This window comes from Methylorubrum populi (assembly GCA_036946625.1).
GTDB classification, from domain to species: Bacteria; Pseudomonadota; Alphaproteobacteria; order Rhizobiales; family Beijerinckiaceae; genus Methylobacterium; species Methylobacterium populi_C.
The window spans coordinates 288,914-311,578 of sequence record JAQIIU010000002.1; the positions used below are offsets into that span (position 1 = coordinate 288,914).

Below are 22,665 nucleotides of genomic sequence, written 5' to 3' on the forward strand. Positions count from 1 at the left end.
CTTTCGATGGGCGTGTCGTCAACTTTATTGTATTAATAAGTCGCGTTGAAATCGAAATTCAGTCTATCTTAAAGATAAGGGCAAGGATACCGGGCGAGATAGTGCTGAATTGCAACATTCGACCCTTTCGTCGCCGTGATGCCGGCGTCGGGCTGGTGCGGCGAGCCGGCCCGAACCTCACGGTCCGCAGGCCGGCGCGGAGCGCGGGTACGGCGCCGCTGGTCCCGGCTCGGGAGGAATGGAGAGGCATCCGGTCGAGCCAGCCGTGAACGGACGGCTCGCCACGGATCCGTACGGCGTGCTAGAACAAACCTCGAACGGTGGGCGGCTCGGCAGCCGCCTTCCGAAAGCCTTCACCCTCTTGCCCTCTGGTGGTTGGGCACGATCCCCGGGCGTCAGGTTCCAAGCCGTCGAGCATGTCCGCGAGCGCCGCTTCCCGCGTCTTCACGATTCCCCCCGGCGCGCCGTTCCTGCCGACGCTGGCGGAAGCCCTCGTCTCGGGACGCCTCGTCGGCGCGGTCGGCCACGATCCCTTCGCACTGGCTTCCGTCACCCTCTACCTGCCGACGCAGCGGGCGGTGCGGGCGCTCTCGACCGTGCTCGCGCAACGGCTCGGCGGGGCGGCGCTGCTGCCGCGGATGATCCCGCTGGGCGAGGCCGACGAGGCGGAACTCGACCTCTCCGCCAATTCCCTGCTGGAGACGCCGGAAGCGCTGCTGCACCCCTCGATTCCCGCGCTGGAGCGCCGGCTGATCCTCGCCCGCCTCGTTCAGAAATGGGCCGAGACCGTCGATCGCGAACTCTTGCCGATCGACGACGAGGTGCCCTTCCTCGTCCCCTCCTCGCCCGCCGACGCGGTGGCGCTCGCCGCCGACCTCGAAGGGCTGATGGACGCGCTCACCGTCGAGGGCCTGCCCTGGAGCGAGATCGCCTCCGCCGTCGAGGCCGAGCATTCGCGCTACTTCCGCCTCACCCTCGACTTCCTGAAGATCGCCGCCGAGCACTGGCCCGGCATCCTCGCCGCCCGCTCGCTGGCCGACCCGACCGCCCGCGCCCGCCGCCTCGTCCTGGCCGAGGCCGACCGGCTCGATCGCGACCGGCCGGGCGATCCGGTGATCGTGGCCGGCTCCACCGGCTCCGTGCCCGCCACCGCCCGGCTGATCGCCGCGGTCGCCCGCCTGCCCCGCGGCGCCGTGGTGCTGCCGGGGCTCGACCTGCATCTCGATGCGGAGGGCTGGGAGGCGATCGACGGCGCGGAGGCTCGGCGCGAAGCCATCGCCCACGGCCATCCGCAGGCGATCCTGCACGCGCTGACCGGCCCGAAGGGGCTCGCGGTCGCGCGCGGGGAGGTCGAGACCCTCGGCGACCTGCCGCCCGAGGCCGTCGCCCGCGAAAGGCTCCTGTCGCACGCCCTGCGTCCGGCCGAGACCACCGACGCCTGGGCCCGGCTCGACACGCGGGAGCGCTTGGCCCTGGCGGGCGAAGGCATGGCCGGCCTCGCCGTGGTCGAGGCGGCGGACGAGCGCGAGGAGGCGCTGGTCGCCGCGCTGGCGCTCCGCGAGACTTTGGAGACGCCCGGCGCCACCGCCGCCCTGGTCACGCCCGATCGGGGGCTGGCGCTGCGGGTCTCGGCCGAACTCGCCCGCTGGGGCATCGCCGCGGAGGATTCGGCGGGCCTGAGCCTCGCCCGCGCGCAAGGGGGGCGCTTCGCCCGTCTCGTGGCGGAACTCGCCGCCGAGGTGGCGCCGGCCCGGGTCATCGCGCTGCTGGCCCACCCCTTCGTGCGGCTGGGGCTCGCCCGCGGCGAGGTGGTGCGGGCCGCCGCCGCCCTGGAGATCGGGGCCCTGCGCGGCCCCGCCCCGATCCCGAAGAACAGTTTTGACGGGATGCGCGCCGCCGTGGCCTTGCAGCGCAACGCCACCGACCGGGTGCCGCGCGCCAGGAAGCGCCTGACGCCCGTCGACTGGGATCTGGCGGAAGACATCCTCGACCGGCTGGAGATCGCACTGGATGACTTCCGCACCGATCTCCGGCCCGCGACCGGCAACCTCGTGGCGCTGGCGGCCGGGCACCGGCAGGCCTGCGAGCGGATGATGGGCGGAGCGGAGGACGAGGACGAGGACGAGGCGATCGACGATCCCTCGCTCGACACCCTCGACGCTCTGTTCGACGATCTCGAATCCGCCGCCCTGGAGGAACTGCCGGGCCGCTTCTCCGACTACGCCGCCTTCTTCACCGCGCTCGCCCGCGACCGCACCGTCGCCTGCGCGCAGAAGGACGCCCATCCGCGCCTGCGCATCCTCGGGCCGCTCGAAGCGCGGCTCCTCTCCGTCGACCGGATCGTGCTCGGCGGGCTCGACGAGGCGGTCTGGCCGGCGCGCCAGACCACGGACGCCTTCCTCAACCGGCCGATGCGCGGACAGGTGGGCCTGAGCCCGCCGGAGCGCCGGATCGGCCAGGCCGCCCACGACTTCGTGCAGGGACTCGGAACGCAGGACGCCGTGGTGACCCGCGCGGCCAAGCGCGAGGGCTCGCCGACCGTGCCCTCGCGCTTCCTCCAGCGCCTGCGCGCCTTCGGCGGCGATGCGGTCTGGGCCGGAGCGATCGCCCGCGGCCGGCGCCTGCGCGGCCTCGCCGCCTTGCTCGACCGCGGCCGGGAGGCGCCGCCGCCGCGCCTGACCCGGCCGGCGCCGAAGCCCGACCCGGCGCTGTTCCCGGAGCGCCTCAGCGTGACCGAGATCGAGACGCTGGTGCGCGACCCGTACTCGATCTTTGCGCATCATATCCTGGGATTGGAGGCGCTGGAGCCGATCGCCGTGGTGCCGGGCGCGGCCGAGCGCGGCAGTCTCGTGCACGAAGCCGTCGCGCGATTCGTCCAAGTCTATCCAAGGCAGATCGAGGACCCCGTGCTTGCGCGTGAGCGCATGGCGGATTTGGCGGCCAACGTCTTCGCGCGCATCGAAAACGAGTATCCTGAACTCTACGCCGAATGGTCTCCCCGCTTCGGTCGGATGGCGACCGAGTTCCTTGAATGGGAATTCGAGCGTCGCCCGACACTGAGCGCGATCTACGCAGAGCGCTCCGGCACGCTCGTCATCCCGCTCGGCAAAAAGACCTTCACCCTCTCGGCCCGGGCCGACCGGATCGAGGCGCGGGCCGACGGCGGCTTCTGCATCGTCGACTTCAAGACCGGCGCGCCGCCGAGCAACCGCACGGTCTTCGCCGGCTTCTCGCCGCAACTGACCCTGGAGGCGGCGATGCTGATGCGCGGCGCCTTCGAAGGCTTGAAGGCGGAGGCGCCGCCCGACCTCCTCTACGTCCACGCCTCGGGCGGGCGCGAGCCGTTCCGGCCGATCCCCGTGAAGGCGCCGCCGGGCGATGCGCGGGCGGTGGCGGCGATCGTCGAGGAGCACCTCGAGCGCCTGCGCGGTCTCGTCGCCCGCTACATGGCCGGCGAGGCGGCCTACCTGTCGCGTCCCTATCCGCAATACGTGCGCGCCTACAACGCGTACGATCACCTCGCCCGCGTCCGCGAATGGTCGCTGGCGGGCGAAGGAGAGGCCGCGTGAACGCCCCCCCGACCGGCTTCGCCGTCGACGACCTGACGAGGCGCGCCCAGCGCCGTGCCGCCGATCCGCGCCTCTCGGCCTGGGTCTCGGCCAATGCCGGGGCGGGCAAGACCAAGGTGCTGACCGACCGGGTGCTGCGCCTGCTCCTCGACGGCGCGCCGCCCGGCCGCATCCTCTGCCTCACCTTCACCAAGGCGGCCGCCGCCAACATGTCGATCCGCGTGTTCCAGCGCCTCGGCCGCTGGGTGACGCTGGACGACGCGACCCTCGCCCTCGAACTCGCCGAACTCACCGGCGAGCGGCCCGCCCGCGACACCCTGCGGCTCGCCCGCCGCCTGTTCGCCCGCGCCGTCGAGACGCCGGGGGGCCTCAAGATCGAGACCCTGCATGCGCTCTGCGAGCGGCTGCTGCACATGTTCCCGTTCGAGGCCAACGTTCCGGCCCGCTTCGTCGTGCTCGACGACGACCGGTCGCGCGAGGCCTTCGAGATCGAGACCGACAACGTGCTCGCCGACGCGATCCTCGGCGGCAACCAAGCCCTGTCGGACGCCCTCGCCGTGGTCGGCGCGGAAGCCTCCGGCGACACCCTGCGCGAGGCGATCCGCGCCGCCATGCGCAGGCGGGCCCTGTTCTCCGATCACCGCGCCCTGGAGCCGGCGCTGGCCCGCCTGCCCGGTGCGCTGGCGCTGCGGGACGGCGCCGATGTCGAGACCGTCGAGGCGGAGATTTTGGGCGGTGGCAGCCTCGGTGATTGGCTGGAAGTCGCCGGCAGGCTGCGGACCGGCAAGAGTACGGACGAGAGACTCGCGGACGGGCTGACGGAGGCCCACGCCGCCCTCGGCACGCCCAAGGCGCTCGGTCCCTACCGCTCGGTCTTCTTCACCGACAAGGACGAACCGCGTTCGGAAAAATCCTTCGGCACCAAGGCGGTGCCGCCGGAGGTGAGGCAGGCGCTGCGCGACGAGCAGGCCCGGCTGATCCCGCTGTTCGACGCCCTGCGCGCCGCCCGGGCGCTCGCCCGCACCCGCGGCCTATTCCGGCTCGCCGCCGAGATCCACCGCCGGGTCGAGGCGCAGAAGACGCGGCTCGGCGCCCTCGATTTCGACGACCTGATCCACAAGACCCTCGACCTGCTCTCGCGGGTCGGCGCCTCCTGGGTCCTGTACAAGCTCGACCGCGGTGTCGATCACGTCCTCGTGGACGAGGCGCAGGACACCAACCCGCAGCAATGGGAGATCCTGCGCACGCTCACCGCCGAGTTCGCGGCGGGCGCAGGGGCGCGGGGCCTCACCCGCACGCGCTTCGCCGTGGGTGACCCGAAGCAGTCGATCTACAGTTTCCAGGGCGCCGACCCGCGCGAGTTCGAGCTCACCCGCCGTGCCTGGACCCGCGCGGCGCAAGGAGCCGGCCTCGACTTCGCCGATGTCAGCCTGCGGCTGTCCTTCCGCACCGCGAGCCACGTGCTGGCGGCGGTCGATGCGGTGTTCGGCGTGCCGGAGCACTTCGCCGGCCTGTCCTTCGAGGCCGGGGCGCCGGGCACCGTCCACGCCTCCGCCCGCGCCGGCGTGCCCGGCGCGGTCGAGCTGTGGGGCATCGAGGAGCCGGCGGAGACGCAAGAGCCCGACGCCTGGGCCGCGCCGGTCGATGCGCCGGAGGCCAACGCCCCGGCCATCGTCACCGCCCGCCGCATCGCCCGCGCGGTGAAGACCTGGACGACCAGGGGCGATGCCTGCGGCCGAATCCGGCGGCCGGGCGACGTGCTGATCCTCGTGCGCAAGCGCTCGGCGGCGTTCGAGGAGGTGATCCGGGCGCTGAAAGGTCTCGGCGTGCCGGTGGCGGGCCAGGACCGGCTGGAGGTGGCCGGCCACATCGCCGTGCTCGATCTCGTCGCGGTCGGCCGCGCCGGGCGCCTGCCCGCCGACGACCTGACGCTCGCCACCGCCCTGAAGGCGCCGCTGGTCGGGCTCACCGACGACGACCTGACCCGCATCGCGGCGCGCCGCCCCTTCGCCGAGACGCTGGAGGACGCGCTGGCCCGCCATGCCGAGGCCGGCGACGCGGCGGCGATCCGCGGCCGGGCGGCGCTGCGGCTCTGGATGCGCCTGGCGGCGGAGAACGGCCCGTTCGGCTTCTACGCCGCCCTGCTCGGGCCGCAGGGCGGACGCAGCCGGCTGGTGGCGCGGCTCGGCGGCGAGGCGGGCGATGCCATCGACGTCTTCCTCGCGCAGGCCGCCGATGCCGAGAACGGCACCGACGCCCCCTGCCTCGACGCCTTCCTGGCCGACTACGTGGTGCGGCCCGGCCGCGGCAAGTCCGGCCTCTCGGTCAAGCGCGACCTCGAATCCGGCCGCGACGAGGTGCGGGTGATGACGGTGCACGGCGCCAAGGGCCTGGAAGCGCCGGTCGTCGTCGTCATCGACGGCTGCGAGCCGCTCGGCCGCAACGACCCGCCCCTGCTCGCCCTCGACCATGCCGCCGACGGCCCGCTGCCGCCGGTCTGGACCGGGGGACGCACCCAGGATTGCGCGGCGACGCTCGAAGCCCGCTCGGCGCTCCAGGCCCGGGCGCGCGAGGAGCACAACCGCCTGCTCTACGTCGCCATGACGCGGGCGGCCGACCACCTCGTGATCGCGCCCTATCGCGGCGCGACCCGGGAGACGCCGGCCTCGTGGTGCGAGATGGTCCGCATCGGTTTGGAGCGGAGGCTCGGGGCCGGCGAGGCGATCGGGACCGATCACGGGCCGATCACGATCTGGCGCGACGGTTCCACCGCCTCGCTCGCCGCCGCGGCGGAGACGGCCGCTTCGCTCGAGCCGGAGGCGGTGCCGGATTGGCTGTTCTCCGCCGTCGCGCCGGAGGCCGAGGCCGCGCCGCCGCTCAGCCCATCCGGCGCCCTCGGCGCGGCGGACGGGCAACGCCGGCCGCAGCGTCGCCAGGGCGACGCCGAGGCACGGCGCCGGGGTGCGCTGGTCCATTCCCTGCTCGAACATCTGCCGCGTATCGAGCCCGCCCGCCGGGCCGAGGCCGCCGAGCGCTTCGCCCGCGCCCGGGCGCCGGCCCTGGACGAAGGCAGGCGCAGGGAACTGGTCCGCTCCGTGCTGCGGCTGCTCGGTGAGCCCGACCTCGCGCCCCTGTTCTCGGCGTCGGCGCGGGCCGAGGTGGCGCTCTCGGGCCGGATCGTGGTGGACGGCGTGGAGCGCGACGTCACCGGCCGCATCGACCGCCTCGTCGTGGAGGAGGGCCGGGTGACGCTCTGCGACTTCAAGACCGGCCGCCCGCCCGCGGACGGCGCCCCGCTGCCCGAGCGCGAGGCGGCGCAGGTCGCGCTCTATGCGCGGCTGGCCGCGGCGATCTGGCCCGGCCACGCCATCGTCGCCCTGCTGGTCTGGACCTCGGGGCCGGTGGTGCGGCGGGTGGAGGGGGGCACTGATACCGGCCGGCGATGAGGATCATATCGTTTCCGCTTGATCGCTTCGGGTTTCGCCACAACTCCGTCCTCGCGAGCGGCCGCGAAGCGATCCAGGGCGCGACCTGTCCGGAACGGTCGCGCCCTGGATGGCCACGGCTTCGCCTCGCAAGGACGCGAGGACAGGCCGAACTCATCGACCGGATGTCGTATCACGCATCGTCGGCTGCCCCCGCGACCGCGGGGCGGCGGTCATGCGCCGCTTGGTACGAGTCCCCTGTCCGTCATCGCGAGGCGCAGCCGAAGCGATCGGACAGGGGGCGGGTCGAAATGGAGCGCCGCCTCAACGGCTCTTCTTCGGCGTCAGCTTGACGATCTGGCCGTCATCCTCCGTCACCGCGTAGACGGCGCCGTCGGGGCCGACCTTCACGTCGCGGACGCGGTGCTCCAGCGGAATCCGCTCCTCCGTGACCACCTTGTCGCCGTCGAGCTTGAGCACCACCAGACCCTGGCTGACGAGGCCGCCGATCAGGAACTGGTCCTTCCAGGCCGGGAACAGGGCCTTGTCGTAGAGCGCGAGCCCCGAGGGGCCGATCACCGGGTCCCAGTAATAGACCGGCTGCACCGTGCCGCCGGCCTGGGTCTGGCCGTCGCCGATCTTCTCGCCGGAATACTCGATGCCGTAGGTCACCACCGGCCAGCCGTAGTTGAGGCCGGGGCGCGGGCGGTTCAGCTCGTCGCCGCCGCGGGGGCCGTGCTCCACGGTCCAGAGCCGGCCCTGGCCGTCGAGGGCCGCGGCCTGCACGTTGCGGTGGCCGTAGGACCAGATCTCGGGCTTGGCCTTCTCGCCGCCGGTGAAGGGGTTGTCCTTCGGCGCGTTGCCGTCGGTGTCGATGCGGAAGACCTTGCCGAGCCCGCTGGTCAGATCCTGCGCCTGCCCGCGGGTCTGCTTGTCGGAGCGCTCGCCCACCGTGACGAACAGCTTGCCGTCGGGGGCGAAGACGAGGCGCGAGCCGAAATGCTTGTCGCCGTCGTAGGTCGGCATCTGGCGGAAGATGACCTTGAGGTCGTCGAGCCGCGCCTTGCCGTCGCCCTCCACCAGCTTGGCCTTGGCCACCGTGGTGCCGTTGCCCTTGTCGCGCGGCTCGCTGTAGCTGAAGTAGACCGTGCGGTCGCTGGCGAAGCCCGGGCTCAGGGCGATGTCGAGCAGGCCGCCCTGCCCCTTCGCGTCGACCTTCGGCACGCCCGCCACCGGCTGGCCCACCGTGCCGTCCTTGGCGACGATGCGGATCCTGCCGGCCTTCTCGGTCACGATCATCCGTCCGTCGGGCAGGAACTCCATCGCCCAGGGGCTCTCCAGGCCCTTCACCGCGACGGTCTTCTCGACCTCTGTCTTCTGCGCCGGCTCGGGCGCCCGGGTCTGGTTGGGCAGGAGCGGCTTGTACTCGGTGTTCGGCGGCGCCTTCTCGGCGAGGGTCGAGCCGGCGCTCGGCGCGGCCGGCGCCTGGAAGGATTCGCCCTCGATGCGCGGCGAGCGGGTCTCCTGAGCGGACGGCTGCTGCGCGAAGGCCGGTGCATCGAGGCCGAGGGCCGCGACGGTGGCGAGCAGGAGGGGAAGAGTGCGCGTCACGTCGTTTGATCCTTGTCCGGGTCGCCGATCCTGCCCGCCAAATGGGGCGCCGACGGCGTACGGCGAGGGTCGAGCCGCCGCAGCGGGCGAGAAGACGGGATCCATGCGGGTCCGGCCTGCCAGACCCGTGGCGCGGGAGGCATGCCTTGACCGGAGCCGGGGGCGTTGCCAAGTCTCGCCTCACCGTGAGGCGCCGACCCCGCTCCCCGGTGCCTTGGAGCGCTCGCCACCGAAGTGGATACCGGTTCGGTGAACGGGGAGCGCGTTCAGATAAGGGCTCGGGGCAAGCTCCGAGGACCGCGTGTCGAAAGGACCTACGATGGCGACCGTGAAAGTGACCGATGCGAGCTTCGAGCAGGACGTTCTGCAGTCCGCCGAGCCCGTCGTGGTGGATTTCTGGGCGGAGTGGTGCGGCCCCTGCCGGCAGATCGGCCCGGCCCTCGAAGAGATCTCGGTCGATCTGCAGGGCAAGGTGAAGATCGCCAAGGTCAATGTCGACGAGAATCCCGGCATCGCCTCGACCTACGGCATCCGCTCGATCCCGACCCTGATGATCTTCAAGGACGGCAAGCTCGCGAGCCAGAAGGTCGGCGCCGCCCCGAAGGGCGATCTGTCCCGCTGGATTCAGGCGAGCGCCTGACCCGCCTTCTTCGGACCCGACCGTCCGAAGCAGCCCGGCCGCGAGGCCGGGCTTTTTCATGCCCGCTATCGGGTTTCGGGCCTGCTGCCCGGCCCGGCGGCAGCCTGAAAGCCTGTTCGGCCGGCCGACGTGTCTTCGTCAGGCCACGGCAAGGCGAGATGGGATCGCCGCAGCCGAACAGGCTCTGATACCGTTTCCGATTGATCGCTTCGGGTTTTGCCACCCTCCGTCATCGCCACGGCTTCGCCTCGCGATGACACAGGAGAGGCCGAAGTCATCAACCGGTGTCGTATGAAACGCAAGAAGCCCGGCCTTGCGGCCGGGCTTCCTGGTTTCGAGACCCTTTGTTTTGGACGATTCGGCTTAGTAGCTGCCGAACTTGTAGTTCAGGCCGGCGCGCACGACGGCGAACTCGGTGTCGTTGCGGCGCAGGGCGCCCGAGGCGACGACCACGCCCGGGGAGGTCGTGGTGATGACCGTGCCGGCATTGTTCACCGCGAAGGCGCCGTTGAGGGCACCGCCGCCGCGATCGAGATTCACGTACAGGCCTTCGACCTTCAGCGTCACCGCCGAGGAGCGGAAGAAGTTCAGGAACGAGTCGGTCGGGAGAGCGTACTCGACGCCGCCGCCGGCGGTGTAGCCGGTGCGGAAGTCGTCGGTCGAGCTGTTCGGCAGGCCGAACTGACGGCCGCCGCCGGCGCCGTAGGCGAAGCCGCCGGTGCCGTAGAACAGGACGCGGTCGAAGGCGTAGCCGATGCGGCCGCGGACGGTGCCGAAGAAGTCGAGGCTGGACAGGCCGTTCGGGTTGAACACCTGCTGAGCGGCGACGCCGTTGATGCCCGCCACGCTGTTGACGACCGAGAACCGGTTCCGGTCGCGGCCGAAATCGACGTACTGGGCGTCAGCCTCGATGCCGACGACGACGCCGGAGCCCGGGGTGAACTGATAGTTGTAGCCGATCTGGCCACCGCCGACGAAGCCGTCGTTGCGGTTGTTGCCGCCGAAGGCGATGACCGCGGTGGTGCCGGCCGGCACGAGGCCCGTGGCGGCGTTCACGCCGACGACCGGCGGCAGAGAATCTTCCTGCACGCCGAAGCCGTAACCGGCGTTGAAACCGGCGTAGAAACCGGTCCAGGTGAACACCGGAACGGGGGTGAAGACCGGCGGCGCGGCGCGGCGCGGCAGGTCGGCGGCGGAGGCCGCGGCGGTCAGCGCCGTGAAGGCGGCGAGCGATGTCAGAAGCTTTTTCATCTGTTGATCCCCAGCAGAAACCCGATCGCCCGCAAGCTAGACCATTTCCTCTCCCTGAGATGTAGCGGGCAGGACACACCTGTTGCGCGACAATCGGCCCGGAGGCCGGGGGCCAAGCCGCCCGATGCAACATCGGAATCGGACTTTTCCGGAAGCGATTGGTGAGGTGGGGCCGCCCGTCTCGGCGCTATGCCGGGTCGACGGGCGGCGACGGGCCGAGGTCGGACTTCGATCATCCGGCAGGCCGCATCGAACCCGCCGATCCGGTGCCCGCCCGGATCCATGGCGGGTTCGGCGCAATCGATGGAATGTCCCGCGATTGAGCCTCGGGCCGTCCGGCGCGGCGGGCGTTCCATGGAAAAAGGCTCAGACCGGAATCGTGCCGTTGGCTTCGAGCACGGCGCCGGCGAGATAGAGCGAGCCGCAGATCAGCACCCGGGGCGGACGCTCGAAGATCGTGTCGGACAGGGCTGACACCGCCGCCTCGACGCTCGGGGCGATTTCGGCCGAGAGACCGACCGCGCGGGCGATGCCCGCCACCTCCTCGGCGGGCCGCGCCGCCATCTGTCCGGTGATCGGCACCGCGATCAGCGAGCGGGCCAGCCCGACGAAGTTCTTCAGGAAGCCTTCCGCATCCTTGGTGCCGAGCAGGCCGGCGATCAGGATCAGCGGCGCGTCGCTGCGCTCGCCGAGATCGGCCATGGCGGCGGCGAGGATGCGCCCGCCATCGGCGTTGTGGCCGCCGTCGAGCCACAATTCGGCATCCTTCGGCATCCGCTCGGCGAGCGCCCCGCGCACGAGGCGCTGGAGCCGGCCCGGCCAGTCGACGTTGCGCAGGCCCGCCTCGAAGGCCGCCGTACCGAGGTCGCCGAAGCCCGACGCGCGCAGAGCCGCGATGGCGGTGCCCGCATTGGCGAACTGGTGGCGCCCGGTGAGCCGGGGGCGCGGCAGGTCGAACAGGTCGGTCTCGTCCTGATAGACCAGCCGCCCGCTCTCCTCGTGGACGGAAAAGTCCTGGTTGCCGACCCGCAGCGGCACCGCGCCGACCCGCTCCGCCTCACGGCAGAGGACCGCATCGGCTCCCGCATAGTCCTGCGCGGCGATCACCGCCGGACAGCCGCGCTTGAAGATGCCGGCCTTCTCCCGCGCCACCGCCTCGACGGTGTCGCCGAGATACTCGGCATGGTCGCGGCCGATCGGGGTGACGACGGCGCAGGCCGGATGGTCGATCACGTTGGTGGCGTCGACCCGTCCGCCGAGGCCGACTTCCAGCAGCAGCACGTCGGCGGGGCTCTCGGAAAACAGCAGCAGCGCCGCGGCGGTGGTGATCTCGAACACGGTGATCGGATCGCCCTTGTTGGCCGCCTCGCACCGGGCGAAGGCGTCGGCGAGCCGATCCTCGGCGACGTAGTGGCCCCCGCCGATGGCACCGAGCCGGATGCGCTCGTGGAAGCGCACGAGATGGGGCGAGGTGTAGACGTGGGCGGCCAAGCCTCCGGCTTCGAGGATCGCCCGCATGAAGGCGATGGTCGAGCCCTTGCCGTTGGTGCCGGCGACGTGAATCACCGGCGGCAGGCGCCGCTCGGGATGGTTGAGGCGGCCGAGCAGGCGCTCGATGCGCCCGAGCGACAGGTCGATCGTGCGCGGATGCAGGGCCAGGAAGCGCGCCATCAGCGCGTCGGAGGATTCCATCTCGCGCGGAGACCTTCTATCGCCGATTCGAATCAGGCCGCGTCGGGCAGCGGCTCGGGGGCGGGCGGGGCGGGTGGCGTCCCGGTCTCGGGCGCGTGGCGCACATCCATCAGCAGGCCGCAGAGACGGCTGATCGTCTCCTTGAGCCGATGCCGGTGCACGACCTGATCGACCATGCCGTGCTCGCGCAGGTACTCCGCCCGCTGGAAGCCGTCGGGCAGTTTCTCGCGGATCGTCTGCTCGATGACGCGGGGGCCGGCGAAGCAGATCAGCGCGCCGGGCTCGGCCAGATGCACGTCGCCGAGCATGGCGTAGGAGGCGGTGACGCCGCCCGTGGTCGGGTTGGTCAGCACCACGATGTAGGGCAGCCGCGCGGCGTTGAGGCGGCGCACGGCGACCGTGGTGCGCGGCATCTGCATCAGCGAGAGGATGCCCTCCTGCATCCGCGCTCCGCCGGAGGCGGCGAACAGCACGTAGGGGGTGCGCTTCTCCAGGGCGGTCTCGGCGCCGCGGACGAAGGCCTCGCCGCCGGCCATGCCGAGGGAGCCGGCCATGAAGCCGAACTCCTGGGCGGCGATCGTCGTCGGCAGGCCGCCGACCCGGCCGAAGCCGATCTTGAACGCGTCCGCCATGCCGGTCTTGGCCCGCGCCTCCTTGAGGCGGTCGACGTAGCGCTTCTCGTCGCGGAACTTGAGCGGATCGGCCGGCACCTCGGGCAGGGGCACGTCGATCCAGGTGCCCTCGTCGAACATCATCCGCAGGCGCGCCGCCGCACCCATCTTGAGGTGGTGCTCGGAGCCGGGAATGACCCAGTGGTTCTGCTCGACTTCCTTATGGAAGACCATCTGGCCGGTGTCGGGGCACTTGACCCAGAGGTTTTCCGGCGTCTCGCGCTTGAACAGCGTCTTGATCCTGGGGCGCACGACCTCCGAGATCCAGTTCATCGCCTCGACCATGGCGTCAGACTCCCCTGTCTCGCCGCGCTGATATCGGACCGACGCCGCCGCGATGCCAAGGGATCTTCGAAGGGATCTTCGAGAAGAGCGCCCGGGTGGCCGGTTGCGGCGGGGTTCAAAAACGATCAGGCTTTTACGGGCGCCCCGGCGACGCCGCGCACGCCCTCGGCCAGTTCGCGCACCAGGGCGGCCACCGCCTCCACCGTGCCGCCTGCCGCCCGGTCCCCGGCCTCCAGGCTGCGGGCCAGCGCCTCGACCAGCGCCGAGCCCACCACCACGCCGTCGGCGCCGCGGGCGATCTCGGCGGCGTGCGCGCCGGTCTTCACGCCGAAGCCGACGACCACGGGCAGGTCCGTATGCGCCCCGATCCGGGCGACCGCCTGCGACACCCGGCCGAAATCGGGGGTCGCGGTGCCGGTCACGCCGGTGATCGACACGTAGTAGACGAAGCCCGCCGTGTTCGCGAGCACCGCCGGCAGGCGGGCCTCGTCGGTGGTCGGGGTGGCGAGCCGGATGAAGGCGAGGCCCTTTTCGAGCGCCGGCAGGCAGAGTTCCCCGTCCTCCTCCGGCGGCAGGTCGACGACGATCAGCCCGTCGATCCCGGCGGCCTGCGCGTCCTCCAGGAAGCGGGGGACGCCGTAGGTATGGATCGGGTTGTAGTAGCCCATCAGCACCACGGGCGTGTCCGCGTCGTTCCCGCGGAAGCGTCGGACCAGGGCGAGGGTGCCGCGCAGGTCCTGGCCGGCTTTCAGCGCCCGCAGGCCCGCGGCCTGGATCGCCGGCCCGTCGGCCATGGGATCGGTGAACGGCAGGCCGAACTCGACGATGTCGGCCCCGGCCTTCGGCAGGGCTTCCAGCACCTTCAGCGAGGTTTCCGGATCGGGATCGCCCGCCATGACGTAGGTGACGAGCGCGGCCCGCCCTTCCGCGCGACAGCGGGCGAAGGCGGCATCGATGCGGGCGGTCATGGTTCTCGCTCCCGGCGGCACTTCCGGCCCGATGACCCGGGCGGTGGATTCCCGGGACAGGGCGACGGGGCCGCGCAGCGGCGCCCGGCTTCCCGGCCAGGGCGCGCGCCTACACCATCCGCCGGCCCGCGTGAAGCGCGGGGTGTCGGCCGGGCTCCGCGCGCGTCAGCCGAAGGCGTCGTCCACCCAGTCGCGCAGCAGCAGGTGGGCGATGGCCGTGGCCGGCGGAACGGTGAGGCCCTCGGCATGGGTGCCGGCGATCATCCGCGCCACCGCGTCCCGGGTGAACCAGCGGGCGTCCTCCAACTCGTCGGGATCGGTCGTGATCGCGTCCGAGAGCGCTTCGGCCACGCAGCCGATCATCAGCGAGGCCGGGAACGGCCAGGGCTGCGAGGCGTGGTAGGCGACGGCACCGACCGCGACGCCGGTCTCCTCCCGGGTCTCGCGGCGCACCGCGTCCTCGACGGTTTCGCCGGGCTCGATGAAGCCGGCGAGGCAGGAATACATCCCCGGCCTGAAGTGCCGGCCGCGGCCGAGCAGGCAGGCGCCGCCCCGGCGCACCAGCATGATCGCCACCGGGTCGGTGCGCGGGAAGTGGTGCTGGCCGCAAGCACCGCATTCCCGGCGGAAGCCGCCGGCGGCGATGGCGGTCGGCTGGCCGCAATGGGCGCAGAAGCGATGGCGCGCGTGCCAGGCGAGCAGCGACTTGGCGGTGGCGAGCAGCCCCTGCTCCTCGCGCGCGACCGCGCCCTCCGCGGCCAGCGTGCGCAGGTCCAGGGCGCGGTAGCCGGGTGCGGGAAAGCAGGCCGCCGCCTCGTTCGGAACGGCACCGGCGAAGACCGGCCGCCCGTCGACCCGGCCGAGGAAGACCTCGACCGTGGGCGCGCCCGCCCGCGCGCCCTCCTCCGGTTCGAGCAGGGCCGTCGCCGGACCCGGCTCCGGTTCGGCGCGCAGGATCACCGCCCCGCCCGCGATCAGGACGAGGCCGGCCTCCGGCCCGGCCTCGGCGAGGGAGGGCGCGGGGCCGAGCTCGGCGGAATGGCGCACGAGGCGGCTCGCGACGTAGGCGAGCGCATCGCGTCCGGTCGGGGCTGGCGGGCGCGTCACGGGGCAAGCCCTCACGCTGCGGCGAACAGGGCGGCCGCCCGTTCGAGCAGGGCGGCGCGGGCATGCGGCGGGTAGGGCCTGCGCGCGCCGACGCCCCAGACCGGACCCGGCCAGGCCGGATCCGAGCGGAAGCGGGCGACGACGTGGACGTGGAGCTGCGGCACCACGTTGCCGAGCGCCGCGACGTTCACCTTGTCCGGCCGGGCGAGCGCTTGTATCACCCTGACGGCGATACGGATTTCTTCGAAGATGGCCGGCGCGTCCTCCGGCGTCAGGTCGGTGAGTTCGCTCAAGCCCTCCCGTCGCGGTACCAGGATCAGCCAGGGAAACCGCGCGTCGTCCATGAGCAGGACGGAGCAGAGGGCGAGATCGCCGACCGGGTGGGTCTCGGCGGCGAGCCGTGGATCGAGGGTGAAGGCGTCGGTCATGCCGGGGATCTAGCGCGTCGCCCCGAAAAGGGGCGCCCGGTTTTCGGGGTCACCGATGCGGCGGCGCAGCCGCCACCGGTCCGGACATGCGTTGCCGGGGTTCGAACTCGCGGAAGACTTGCGGAAAGACACCGGCCGTTCGGGGATCGTTCAGATGATGTCAGGGTCGGTTAACCGTGTTCTGTCACGCCTTCACGCAGTGATCGAGAGTCGGCGGGCGGCGGGCCGTGCCGGGATCATCCTGGATGAGACGATGACGGGCGGCGCGGAAGGAAGCGGCAGCGCGGTCGTCGCCGTCGTGGCGGCCCGAACCCCGGCGCCCCTCGTCCTGACCCTGCGCGGGTTGCCCTGCACCACCTGCATCGTCGCCGTCTCGGGGCAGGTCGCCGAGGATCTTTTGGCCCAGGCCCCCGACGTGATCCTGGTCGAGGCCGAGCCCGAGCGCTACGACGCCCCGGCCCTGATCCGCGCCCTGCGGGCGCAGGAGAGCCTCGCGCGCACGCCGGTCCTGCTGGTCGCGCGGGGCGAGGCGCGGGCCCTGCGCCGGATCGGCCACGAGGCCGGGGCCACCGACGTGCTGCCCAAACCCTTCGACGCGCTGGAACTGCGTGACCGGCTCGGGGTGCTGATCGAGCTGGCCCTGACGCGCCGGGAGAACGACCGTCAGGCCCTCGCCATGCGCCGCGACGCGGCGCGGGCGGTGGCCGACGCCTCGGCGCGGGAGCGCGAACTCGTCCGCCGCCTGATGCTCGCCGCCGAGTTCCGCGACGACCAGGCCGGCGACCACCTCACCCGCGTCGCCGGCTGCGTGATCGCGGTGGCCGAGGGGCTCGGCCTGTCCTCCGCGGAGGCCGATGACGTGGCGCTCGCCTCGACCATGCACGACATCGGCAAGATCGGCGTGCCCGACCACATCCTGATGAAGGCCGGCCCGCTCACGCCCGGGGAGTGGGACGAGATGCGCCAGCACGCCCTGCGCGGCTATCACATGCTGCACGACAGCCCCTCGCGCCTGCTCCAGATCGCCGCCGAGATCGCGCTGACCCACCACGAGCGCTGGGACGGCACCGGCTATCCCCGCGGTCTCAGGGGCGAGGAGATTCCCCGCTCCGGCCGGATCGTCGCGGTGGCCGACGTGTTCGATGCGTTGATCTCGACCCGCAGCTACAAGCCCGCGTGGCCGCTGGAGAAGGCCCGCGCCCATCTGGAGACGGAGGCCGGCCGGCATTTCGACCCGGCCTGCGTCGCCGCCTTCCTCTCGCGCTGGGAGGACATCGTCGCGCTCGTGCAGGAGCGCGCGGCCTAGAACCTGTTTGACCGGGACCGTCCCGGGGCTCTGTCATGTCTCGACCGTGGGGTAGAATCTGCGCCGCAGGCTCCAGCGCCCGCGCCCTGCGGCGGGCTCGAACAGGCCAGCGCGACCAGCCGCGCCTCGCCGCCCCGTCCAGCTTGCACGCGGAGACACGGCTCGACGGCTTCGAATGCAGGGTGGCCTCAAGCCCTTCCTCGGCGAAGCGGCGCGCACCCGCTCGCTGCCCGCCCCCCGTTCACCGCACCCGGCCTTCGCCAACCGTGCCGGGAGGTTTGTGAGACGCTCCAAAAGCCCTTGCGGAAGCTGCCCAGATAGTGTCATCTACAATCATTGATATGGACTGCGATCATCGTGCCCTGTCCGATGGCGACGGCTCTTCCCCGCATCGCACGGACGAGCCGGTCGGGCAGCCGGCGCTTCGAAGGAGACCCGTATGGACGGCGTTCACGACCTTGGAGGGAAAGACGGCATGGGGCCGGTCGGCCCGACCCTGTGGGAACCCGTCTTTCACGCCGATTGGGAGAAGGCCGCATGGGCCCTGTTTCCGTTCTGTGCGAGGGCGGGCCTGTTCGGTTTGGACGAATTTCGTTGTCACCTCGAAAAGCTGCATCCGATTCACTATTTCACGGCTTATTACTACGAACATTGGCTACATGCGACGGAGGAGATCGGAATCGAGAAAGGGTTCTGGTCGAAAGACGACCTGGACAAGCGAACGGCCTACTATCTTACGTATCCGAATGCGAAGATGCCACCGAACGACGATCCCGGATTGGTCGCCTTCGCTGAATGGGCGGTTCAGAACGGCTTCTCCACCTCCCGAACGCTCGACACGCAGCCAAAGTACAAGGTGGGCGATGTCGTCGTCGTCGACAGAAGCGCTCCCAAGAAGCATACGCGCCGCGCCGGTTACGTCCGCGGGCGTACGGGCGAGATCGTCGGATATCATGGTCCGCACGTCTACCCGGACACGACGGGCAACGGAATGGCCGAGACCTCACAACACCTCTACGCCGTTCGGTTCACCAACGCCGAACTCTTCGGAGAAGAAGCGGCCGAGCCGAACGGCACTGTCGTGACCGATTTTTGGGAACCCTACATCACTCTTGCGGCGCAGTGAGGGAAGCAGCCCCATGTCCAGAGTCAATATGGTCTATACGCCGAAGACCGAAGACGAGATCGCGGCCCGCGTGAAGGCGATCGAGGCGATCCTGATCGAGAAGGGCCTCATGTCCCAGGCCGGTGTCGACAAGTTCGCCGACCTCTACGAACATGAAATCGGCCCGCATCTGGGAGCCAAGGTTGTCGCCAAGGCTTGGACCGATCCGGCCTTCAAGGCCCGGCTCTTGGAGGATGCCACGGCTGCCTGCAAGGAGTTGGGGGTCGGCGGGCTGCAGGGCGAGCATATGGTCGCCCTCGAATGTACCGACAGTGTCCACCACGTTATCGTTTGCACGCTCTGCTCATGCTATCCCTGGCCCGTGCTTGGGCTGCCGCCGAACTGGTATAAGTCGATGCCCTACCGGGCCCGCATCGTCCGTGAGCCGCGCCAAGTGCTGCGCGACGACTTCAAGTTCGATGTTCCGCTCTCGACCGAGATTCGAGTATGGGACTCGAATTCGGAGATTCGATACTGGGTGTTCCCGAAGCGTCCAGCCGGATCCGACGGGTTGGACGAGGAGGCGCTCGCTCAGTTGGTGACGCGCGACTCGCTCATTGGCACGGCTCCGGCGGCCTCTGCACAATAGAATCCGGAGATCGGCGATGATCGCATCCACTCTCGATATCGACGATCCCCAACTCGCGAACGCCCTCAGCCGCAGCGATGGTCAAGCTCCGTTCTGCAAGCCCTGGGAGTTGCGAGTTTTCGCTGTGGCCGTGTCTGCCTGTGAGGCGGGCGAGTTTCAATGGTCGGAGTTCCAAGAAGCCCTGACCGATGCGATCGGGAATTGGGAGGCTGCCAATCCCGGCCATACGCAGGCTCAGTGGAGATATTACGAGCACTTCGTCACGGCGCTCGAAGTGGTTCTGGCGCGCCGGACCACGTTGTCGAACGACGGACTTGATGAACGGACTCGTATCATCCTGAACACGCCGCCGCATCATCATCATGTCGCGAGACATGACCCGATTGCAATCGATCCAGCTCGGGTATGATTAACACTGCAATTGCGTTTTCATTAAGGATCCGGCTCTCTGTGTCGCCATGCTTCGCTCATCATGGCCGTGTCAGGCACTCCGATCGAGGCGACCCTGGACCTGTGCCACGTCTCTGCGGGAGGTGAAGCCTGTTCGAGCCCCTCAGCCGGCCGCCCCCATCTGTCTCGTGTCCCAACACAAATTCCGCCTGGCGGGCGGGAGACGAAGAAACGGAGAACTACATCTACTCTATAGCCCTCGATGGCCTCCTAAATAAAGCGACCGAGAGATGCGAAGATGCTTGTCGTCCCGGTTCAGCCCTGAATGATTTTGCTCTTAGAGGCGTTGAAATTTAGGGTTCCAGCAGCCGGTGGGGTGTCGGCAAAGAGGTGCGATGTTCCCTTATATTGAAGGAAAAGTCGTCGCGCTTCTTCCTTTCTCGTAGCATCCTGCTCATTGAGCACATTGCCGATGTGCATAAGAATCCATGAACACAAATTGGCATCGCTCATCGCAGCGTGGAGGTCAGCACTGGCTACGATTTTCACGCTCCGAATATACCGAACGGTGGCGTCGAAAACCTCTTGGGGGGTCGCATTCTCCGCGTGCCAGATCCGACCAGAGACCATCAACAACCTGGCTTCTTCGTCCAAGCTGGAGAAAATGACGGCATCGTCATAAACGTCGCTAGATGCCCAAACCTCGTGCGACAGGATGTTCCTGAGTTCGTATATGTCCCGGAACAGAAGTCGCGCATGGTCAAATACGGACAAAACGACCGGATCAGCTCCGCTGTATGGAAACGAACATAGGAAATCTATTCTCGCCTTAGGGTTCGGAAACTCCTTCAGTGTGCGCTTCGCCGCAAGAAGCTCAGCTCCGTGCGTGACGAAGATTATCTGCTGGAGAAGACTCTGCAGGAATGTGCATGTCGAGACTATAGAAGCACTCAGGTTTCTGAAGCCTGCGGGAATGACAGCGCCCGCTCCCGATCGTCGGGCGAGGTTCGTACTCTCGGTTATCAACTGGTAATACTTTGGCACCTTCTTATTCCCATCGTCGTAAAAGGAGGAAGCACTGGTCGAGTCTCTATAGAGTCGAAAGTTGCCGCCCGCTGGCCTTCAAGATTTATCGGGATGTAGCGTAGAACCGGCGGTTTTGTATGCTGATTGGTGGGTGTGCGGTGATCGGCGGCCGTATCGCACTATAGAGGGCAATCGGCGGGAATGGCGGAGCAGCGCCTGCGTGCGGCGGACGTTCTGCTGGAGCTGCTGGAGCGACGAATATGGCAGGCTGGCGAGGTTGCGCGCCTGGTTGACCAGCATCGTCGCCTCGTTCTGGAGCGAGGTGATCTGCTGGTTCACCTGCTGGAGCGTCCGCGCGGCCTGGAGGACGTTCTGCGCGTAGTTCGACGGATCGAACACCGTCCATTGCGCGGCGGCGGGTGTCGCCAGCATCGGCGACAGGGCGAGCGGCACGGACAGGATGGTCGCGGCGACGAGCGCCGCGCACGGACGGCGCAGGATCATGATGGTGTCTCCAGGTTAGTGAGGTCGGGGATGAGGTCGGCGGCCCAGCCGACGCCGCGGTGGCGCAGCCAGGCGGACAGGAAGCCATCGCGGCCATGCTCTGCGACGAGTGCGGCGATGGCCTGCTGGTCGGTGCGCGACGACGCGGCGCACAGCGCCAGCGCCACCTCGGACAGCCCCAGCTCGAACAGCCGGTTGCCGCGACGCGACTGGCAGTAATAATCTCGCTTGGGCGTCGCCCGCGCGAGGATCTCGATCTGGCGGTCGTTGAGGCCGAACCGCCGGTAGATGGCGGTGATCTGCGGCTCGATCGCGCGCTCGTTGGGGAGCAGCAGCCGGGTCTGGCAGCTCTCGATGATCGCGGGCGCGATGGCCGATCCGTCGATGTCGCTGAGCGACTGCGTGGCGAAGACGACGGAGGCGTTCTTCTTCCGCAGCGTCTTCAGCCACTCGCGGAGCTGCCCGGCGAAGCCCTCGTCGTCGAGCGCCAGCCAGCCCTCGTCGACGATGATGAGCGTCGGCGCGCCGTCGAGCCGGTCCTCGATCCGGTGGAACAGGTAGGCGAGCACGGCCGGCGCGGCTTCGGTGCCGATCAGCCCCTCGGTCTCGAACGCCTGGACGGTCGCGCTTCCGAGATGCTCGGCTTCCGCGTCCAGCAGCCGGCCCCACGCGCCGCCGACGCAGTACGGGCGCAGCGCCTGCTTCAGGTCGTTCGACTGGAGCAGCACGGCGAGGCCGGTGATCGTCCGCTCCTCGACCGGCGCGGAGGCGAGCGACGACAGCGCGGTCCAGAGATGCTCCTTCACGTCCGGCGTGATCGGCACGCCCTCGCGCGTGAGGATCGCCACCAGCCAGTCGGCCGCCCAGGCGCGTTCGGCGGTCTGCTCGATGCGAGCGAGCGGCTGGAGCGAGACGCTGGTATACCCCTAAGCGGATAGAATCCCGGTCTCGGTCTGCCCGATGAGGTGGAAGCGGTCCGTGATGAGGCTGGCCAGGTCGGCCTCATGCTCATGCAGGCGCTCGAAGAAGTCGTCGAAGGCCTGCTTGAACAGCGCGAACTTGGCATACGCCTTGTTGAACAGCACCTTGCGCTTCATGAAGTGCCAGAAGCGCTCGATCAGGTTCAGGTTGGGCGCGTAGGACGGCAGATAGACCAGCCGCAGGCGACCGTCAGGCTGGTCGCGCCCCGTCCTCAGTTCGCGCGAGCGATTGTAGCGGGCGTTGTCGAGCACGACCGTGACGCTCTCGGCCGCCGGATGGCGGGCCGCGAGGGTCTCGAACAGGCGGATCATCGCCGCGCTGGTGATCTTCTCCTCCTGATGGTGGATCAGGCTGCGATCCGGCCAGGAGAGAGCGCCGTTGAGGTTGAGCCGGGTGCGGCCATGGTTGGATTTCAGTTCGACGGTGGCGCCCCGCCGGATCCAGCCGTGAGCGGGCCGCCCCGTATAGGAGGGATGGCAGCCGTCCACGAAGTCGAGCGGCGCGTCCGGCCCGGCCGCTTGCATCAGCGGGGTCAGCGTAGCGTCGAGGAAGGCCTGCTGGATGCGAGCATCCGCCTTGGCCGGCACGCATTTGGGCTTCTTGAACACGAATCCGATCGGCCCGAGAAGCCGGGCCATCGCGTGCGGTCCATAGGACAAGTCGAACATCGCTTGCACCTGGGCGCACACGGCCTTGGCTGTCTGAGGCACCTCGGCGGCGACCCAGTCCGACAAGGCCGTGCGCTCAGCGGCCGACAGGCGCGAGACCCGTCCCGTGTAGCTCAAGCTTTCCACGCCGGCCCGGCCGCGCTCCCGGTAGAGCGTGCGGTGCTCGGCCACCGTGCTCTCGTCGAGGTAGAGCGCCGCGGCGATCCGGGCCGGCGTCCAGCCGTCGTCGAGCAACAGAAGCACGTTCAAGCGCCGATGCACCGCGCTGTTGAGCTGGCCCCGCATCAGCACCAGGAAATGCGCCCGGTCGGCGGGAGACAGAATCAGTCCTGCCATCCCCGTAGGGAATCATGCAAACCCGCGGCCGAAAACCCAAAAACGGGATTCCT

16 protein-coding genes and 2 pseudogenes are annotated in these 22,665 nt (G+C 69.8%); 7 read left to right on the top strand and 11 right to left on the bottom strand.

All coding sequences use genetic code 11. The annotated features are described in order from the left end of the window. Positions 1–416: 416 nt before the first annotated feature. Together addB and addA are read left to right on the top strand one after the other, a co-directional pair. Positions 417–3,569, top strand: a complete 3,153-nt coding sequence (gene addB, locus PGN25_03020) for a double-strand break repair protein AddB (protein ID MEH3116596.1) — start codon at positions 417–419, stop codon at positions 3,567–3,569. Beyond that, complete coding sequence (addA, locus tag PGN25_03025) at positions 3,566–7,015, top strand: double-strand break repair helicase AddA (protein MEH3116597.1); 3,450 nt, start codon at positions 3,566–3,568, stop codon at positions 7,013–7,015. Before addB ends, addA begins: the two co-directional genes overlap by 4 nt. Before the next feature lie 303 nt (positions 7,016–7,318). Here the strand turns inward: addA and PGN25_03030 are convergent, their stop codons facing one another. After that, positions 7,319–8,605: a PQQ-dependent sugar dehydrogenase gene (locus tag PGN25_03030; GenBank protein ID MEH3116598.1), complete on the bottom strand. Its 1,287-nt coding sequence runs from the start codon at positions 8,603–8,605 to the stop codon at positions 7,319–7,321. 319 nt (positions 8,606–8,924) lie between these two features. On the opposite strand from PGN25_03030, the gene trxA reads away from it, so the two are divergent. Next, entirely contained in the window at positions 8,925–9,245 is a 321-nt protein-coding gene (trxA, locus tag PGN25_03035; protein ID MEH3116599.1) for a thioredoxin, read from the top strand. Between the two features lie 363 nt (positions 9,246–9,608). Here trxA and PGN25_03040 read toward each other — a convergent pair whose 3' ends face one another. From PGN25_03040 to PGN25_03065, 6 genes are all read right to left on the bottom strand, one after another. Continuing rightward, on the bottom strand, positions 9,609–10,496 hold the full coding sequence (locus tag PGN25_03040; protein MEH3116600.1) for a porin family protein: 888 nt from the start codon (positions 10,494–10,496) through the stop codon (positions 9,609–9,611). Positions 10,497–10,862: 366 nt separating this feature from the next. After that, positions 10,863–12,188: a bifunctional folylpolyglutamate synthase/dihydrofolate synthase gene (locus PGN25_03045; GenBank protein ID MEH3116601.1), complete on the bottom strand. Its 1,326-nt coding sequence runs from the start codon at positions 12,186–12,188 to the stop codon at positions 10,863–10,865. Between the two features lie 32 nt (positions 12,189–12,220). Beyond that, complete coding sequence (gene accD / locus PGN25_03050) at positions 12,221–13,144, bottom strand: acetyl-CoA carboxylase, carboxyltransferase subunit beta (GenBank protein MEH3116602.1); 924 nt, start codon at positions 13,142–13,144, stop codon at positions 12,221–12,223. A 125-nt stretch (positions 13,145–13,269) separates the two neighbouring features. Continuing rightward, positions 13,270–14,112: a tryptophan synthase subunit alpha gene (trpA, locus tag PGN25_03055; GenBank protein MEH3116603.1), complete on the bottom strand. Its 843-nt coding sequence runs from the start codon at positions 14,110–14,112 to the stop codon at positions 13,270–13,272. A 165-nt stretch (positions 14,113–14,277) separates the two neighbouring features. Beyond that, the gene (gene nudC / locus PGN25_03060; GenBank protein ID MEH3116604.1) at positions 14,278–15,219 is read right to left on the bottom strand and encodes an NAD(+) diphosphatase; all 942 of its coding nucleotides are present in this window, start codon (positions 15,217–15,219) and stop codon (positions 14,278–14,280) included. An 11-nt stretch (positions 15,220–15,230) separates the two neighbouring features. Then, positions 15,231–15,647, bottom strand: coding sequence for an HIT domain-containing protein (locus tag PGN25_03065; GenBank protein ID MEH3116605.1), 417 nt, complete (start codon positions 15,645–15,647; stop codon positions 15,231–15,233). A gap of 253 nt (positions 15,648–15,900) precedes the next feature. Here PGN25_03065 and PGN25_03070 point away from each other — a divergent pair, with 253 nt between their 5' ends. The 4 genes from PGN25_03070 (at position 15,901) to PGN25_03085 (ending at position 19,116) form a co-directional block, all read left to right on the top strand. Further along, positions 15,901–16,953, top strand: a complete 1,053-nt coding sequence (locus tag PGN25_03070; GenBank protein MEH3116606.1) for an HD domain-containing protein — start codon at positions 15,901–15,903, stop codon at positions 16,951–16,953. A 439-nt stretch (positions 16,954–17,392) separates the two neighbouring features. Next, positions 17,393–18,079, top strand: a complete 687-nt coding sequence (nthB, locus tag PGN25_03075) for a nitrile hydratase subunit beta (GenBank protein ID MEH3116607.1) — start codon at positions 17,393–17,395, stop codon at positions 18,077–18,079. Positions 18,080–18,092: 13 nt separating this feature from the next. Further along, positions 18,093–18,707 (top strand): nitrile hydratase subunit alpha, encoded by a 615-nt coding sequence (gene nthA / locus PGN25_03080; protein ID MEH3116608.1) that lies wholly within the window; start codon positions 18,093–18,095, stop codon positions 18,705–18,707. Positions 18,708–18,723: 16 nt separating this feature from the next. Then, positions 18,724–19,116, top strand: a complete 393-nt coding sequence (locus PGN25_03085) for a nitrile hydratase accessory protein (protein ID MEH3116609.1) — start codon at positions 18,724–18,726, stop codon at positions 19,114–19,116. Positions 19,117–19,412: 296 nt separating this feature from the next. Here PGN25_03085 and PGN25_03090 read toward each other — a convergent pair whose 3' ends face one another. From PGN25_03090 to PGN25_03105, 4 genes and pseudogenes are all read right to left on the bottom strand, one after another. Then, entirely contained in the window at positions 19,413–20,141 is a 729-nt protein-coding gene (locus PGN25_03090) for a hypothetical protein (protein MEH3116610.1), read from the bottom strand. A gap of 171 nt (positions 20,142–20,312) precedes the next feature. Beyond that, positions 20,313–20,627: pseudogene (locus PGN25_03095) on the bottom strand (DUF4141 domain-containing protein). Beyond that, positions 20,624–21,544 (bottom strand): annotated as a pseudogene (locus PGN25_03100) (conjugal transfer protein TrbE). Before PGN25_03100 ends, PGN25_03095 begins: the two co-directional pseudogenes overlap by 4 nt. 9 nt (positions 21,545–21,553) lie before the next feature. Next, complete coding sequence (locus tag PGN25_03105) at positions 21,554–22,612, bottom strand: IS630 family transposase (protein MEH3116611.1); 1,059 nt, start codon at positions 22,610–22,612, stop codon at positions 21,554–21,556. Positions 22,613–22,665 lie beyond the last annotated feature (53 nt).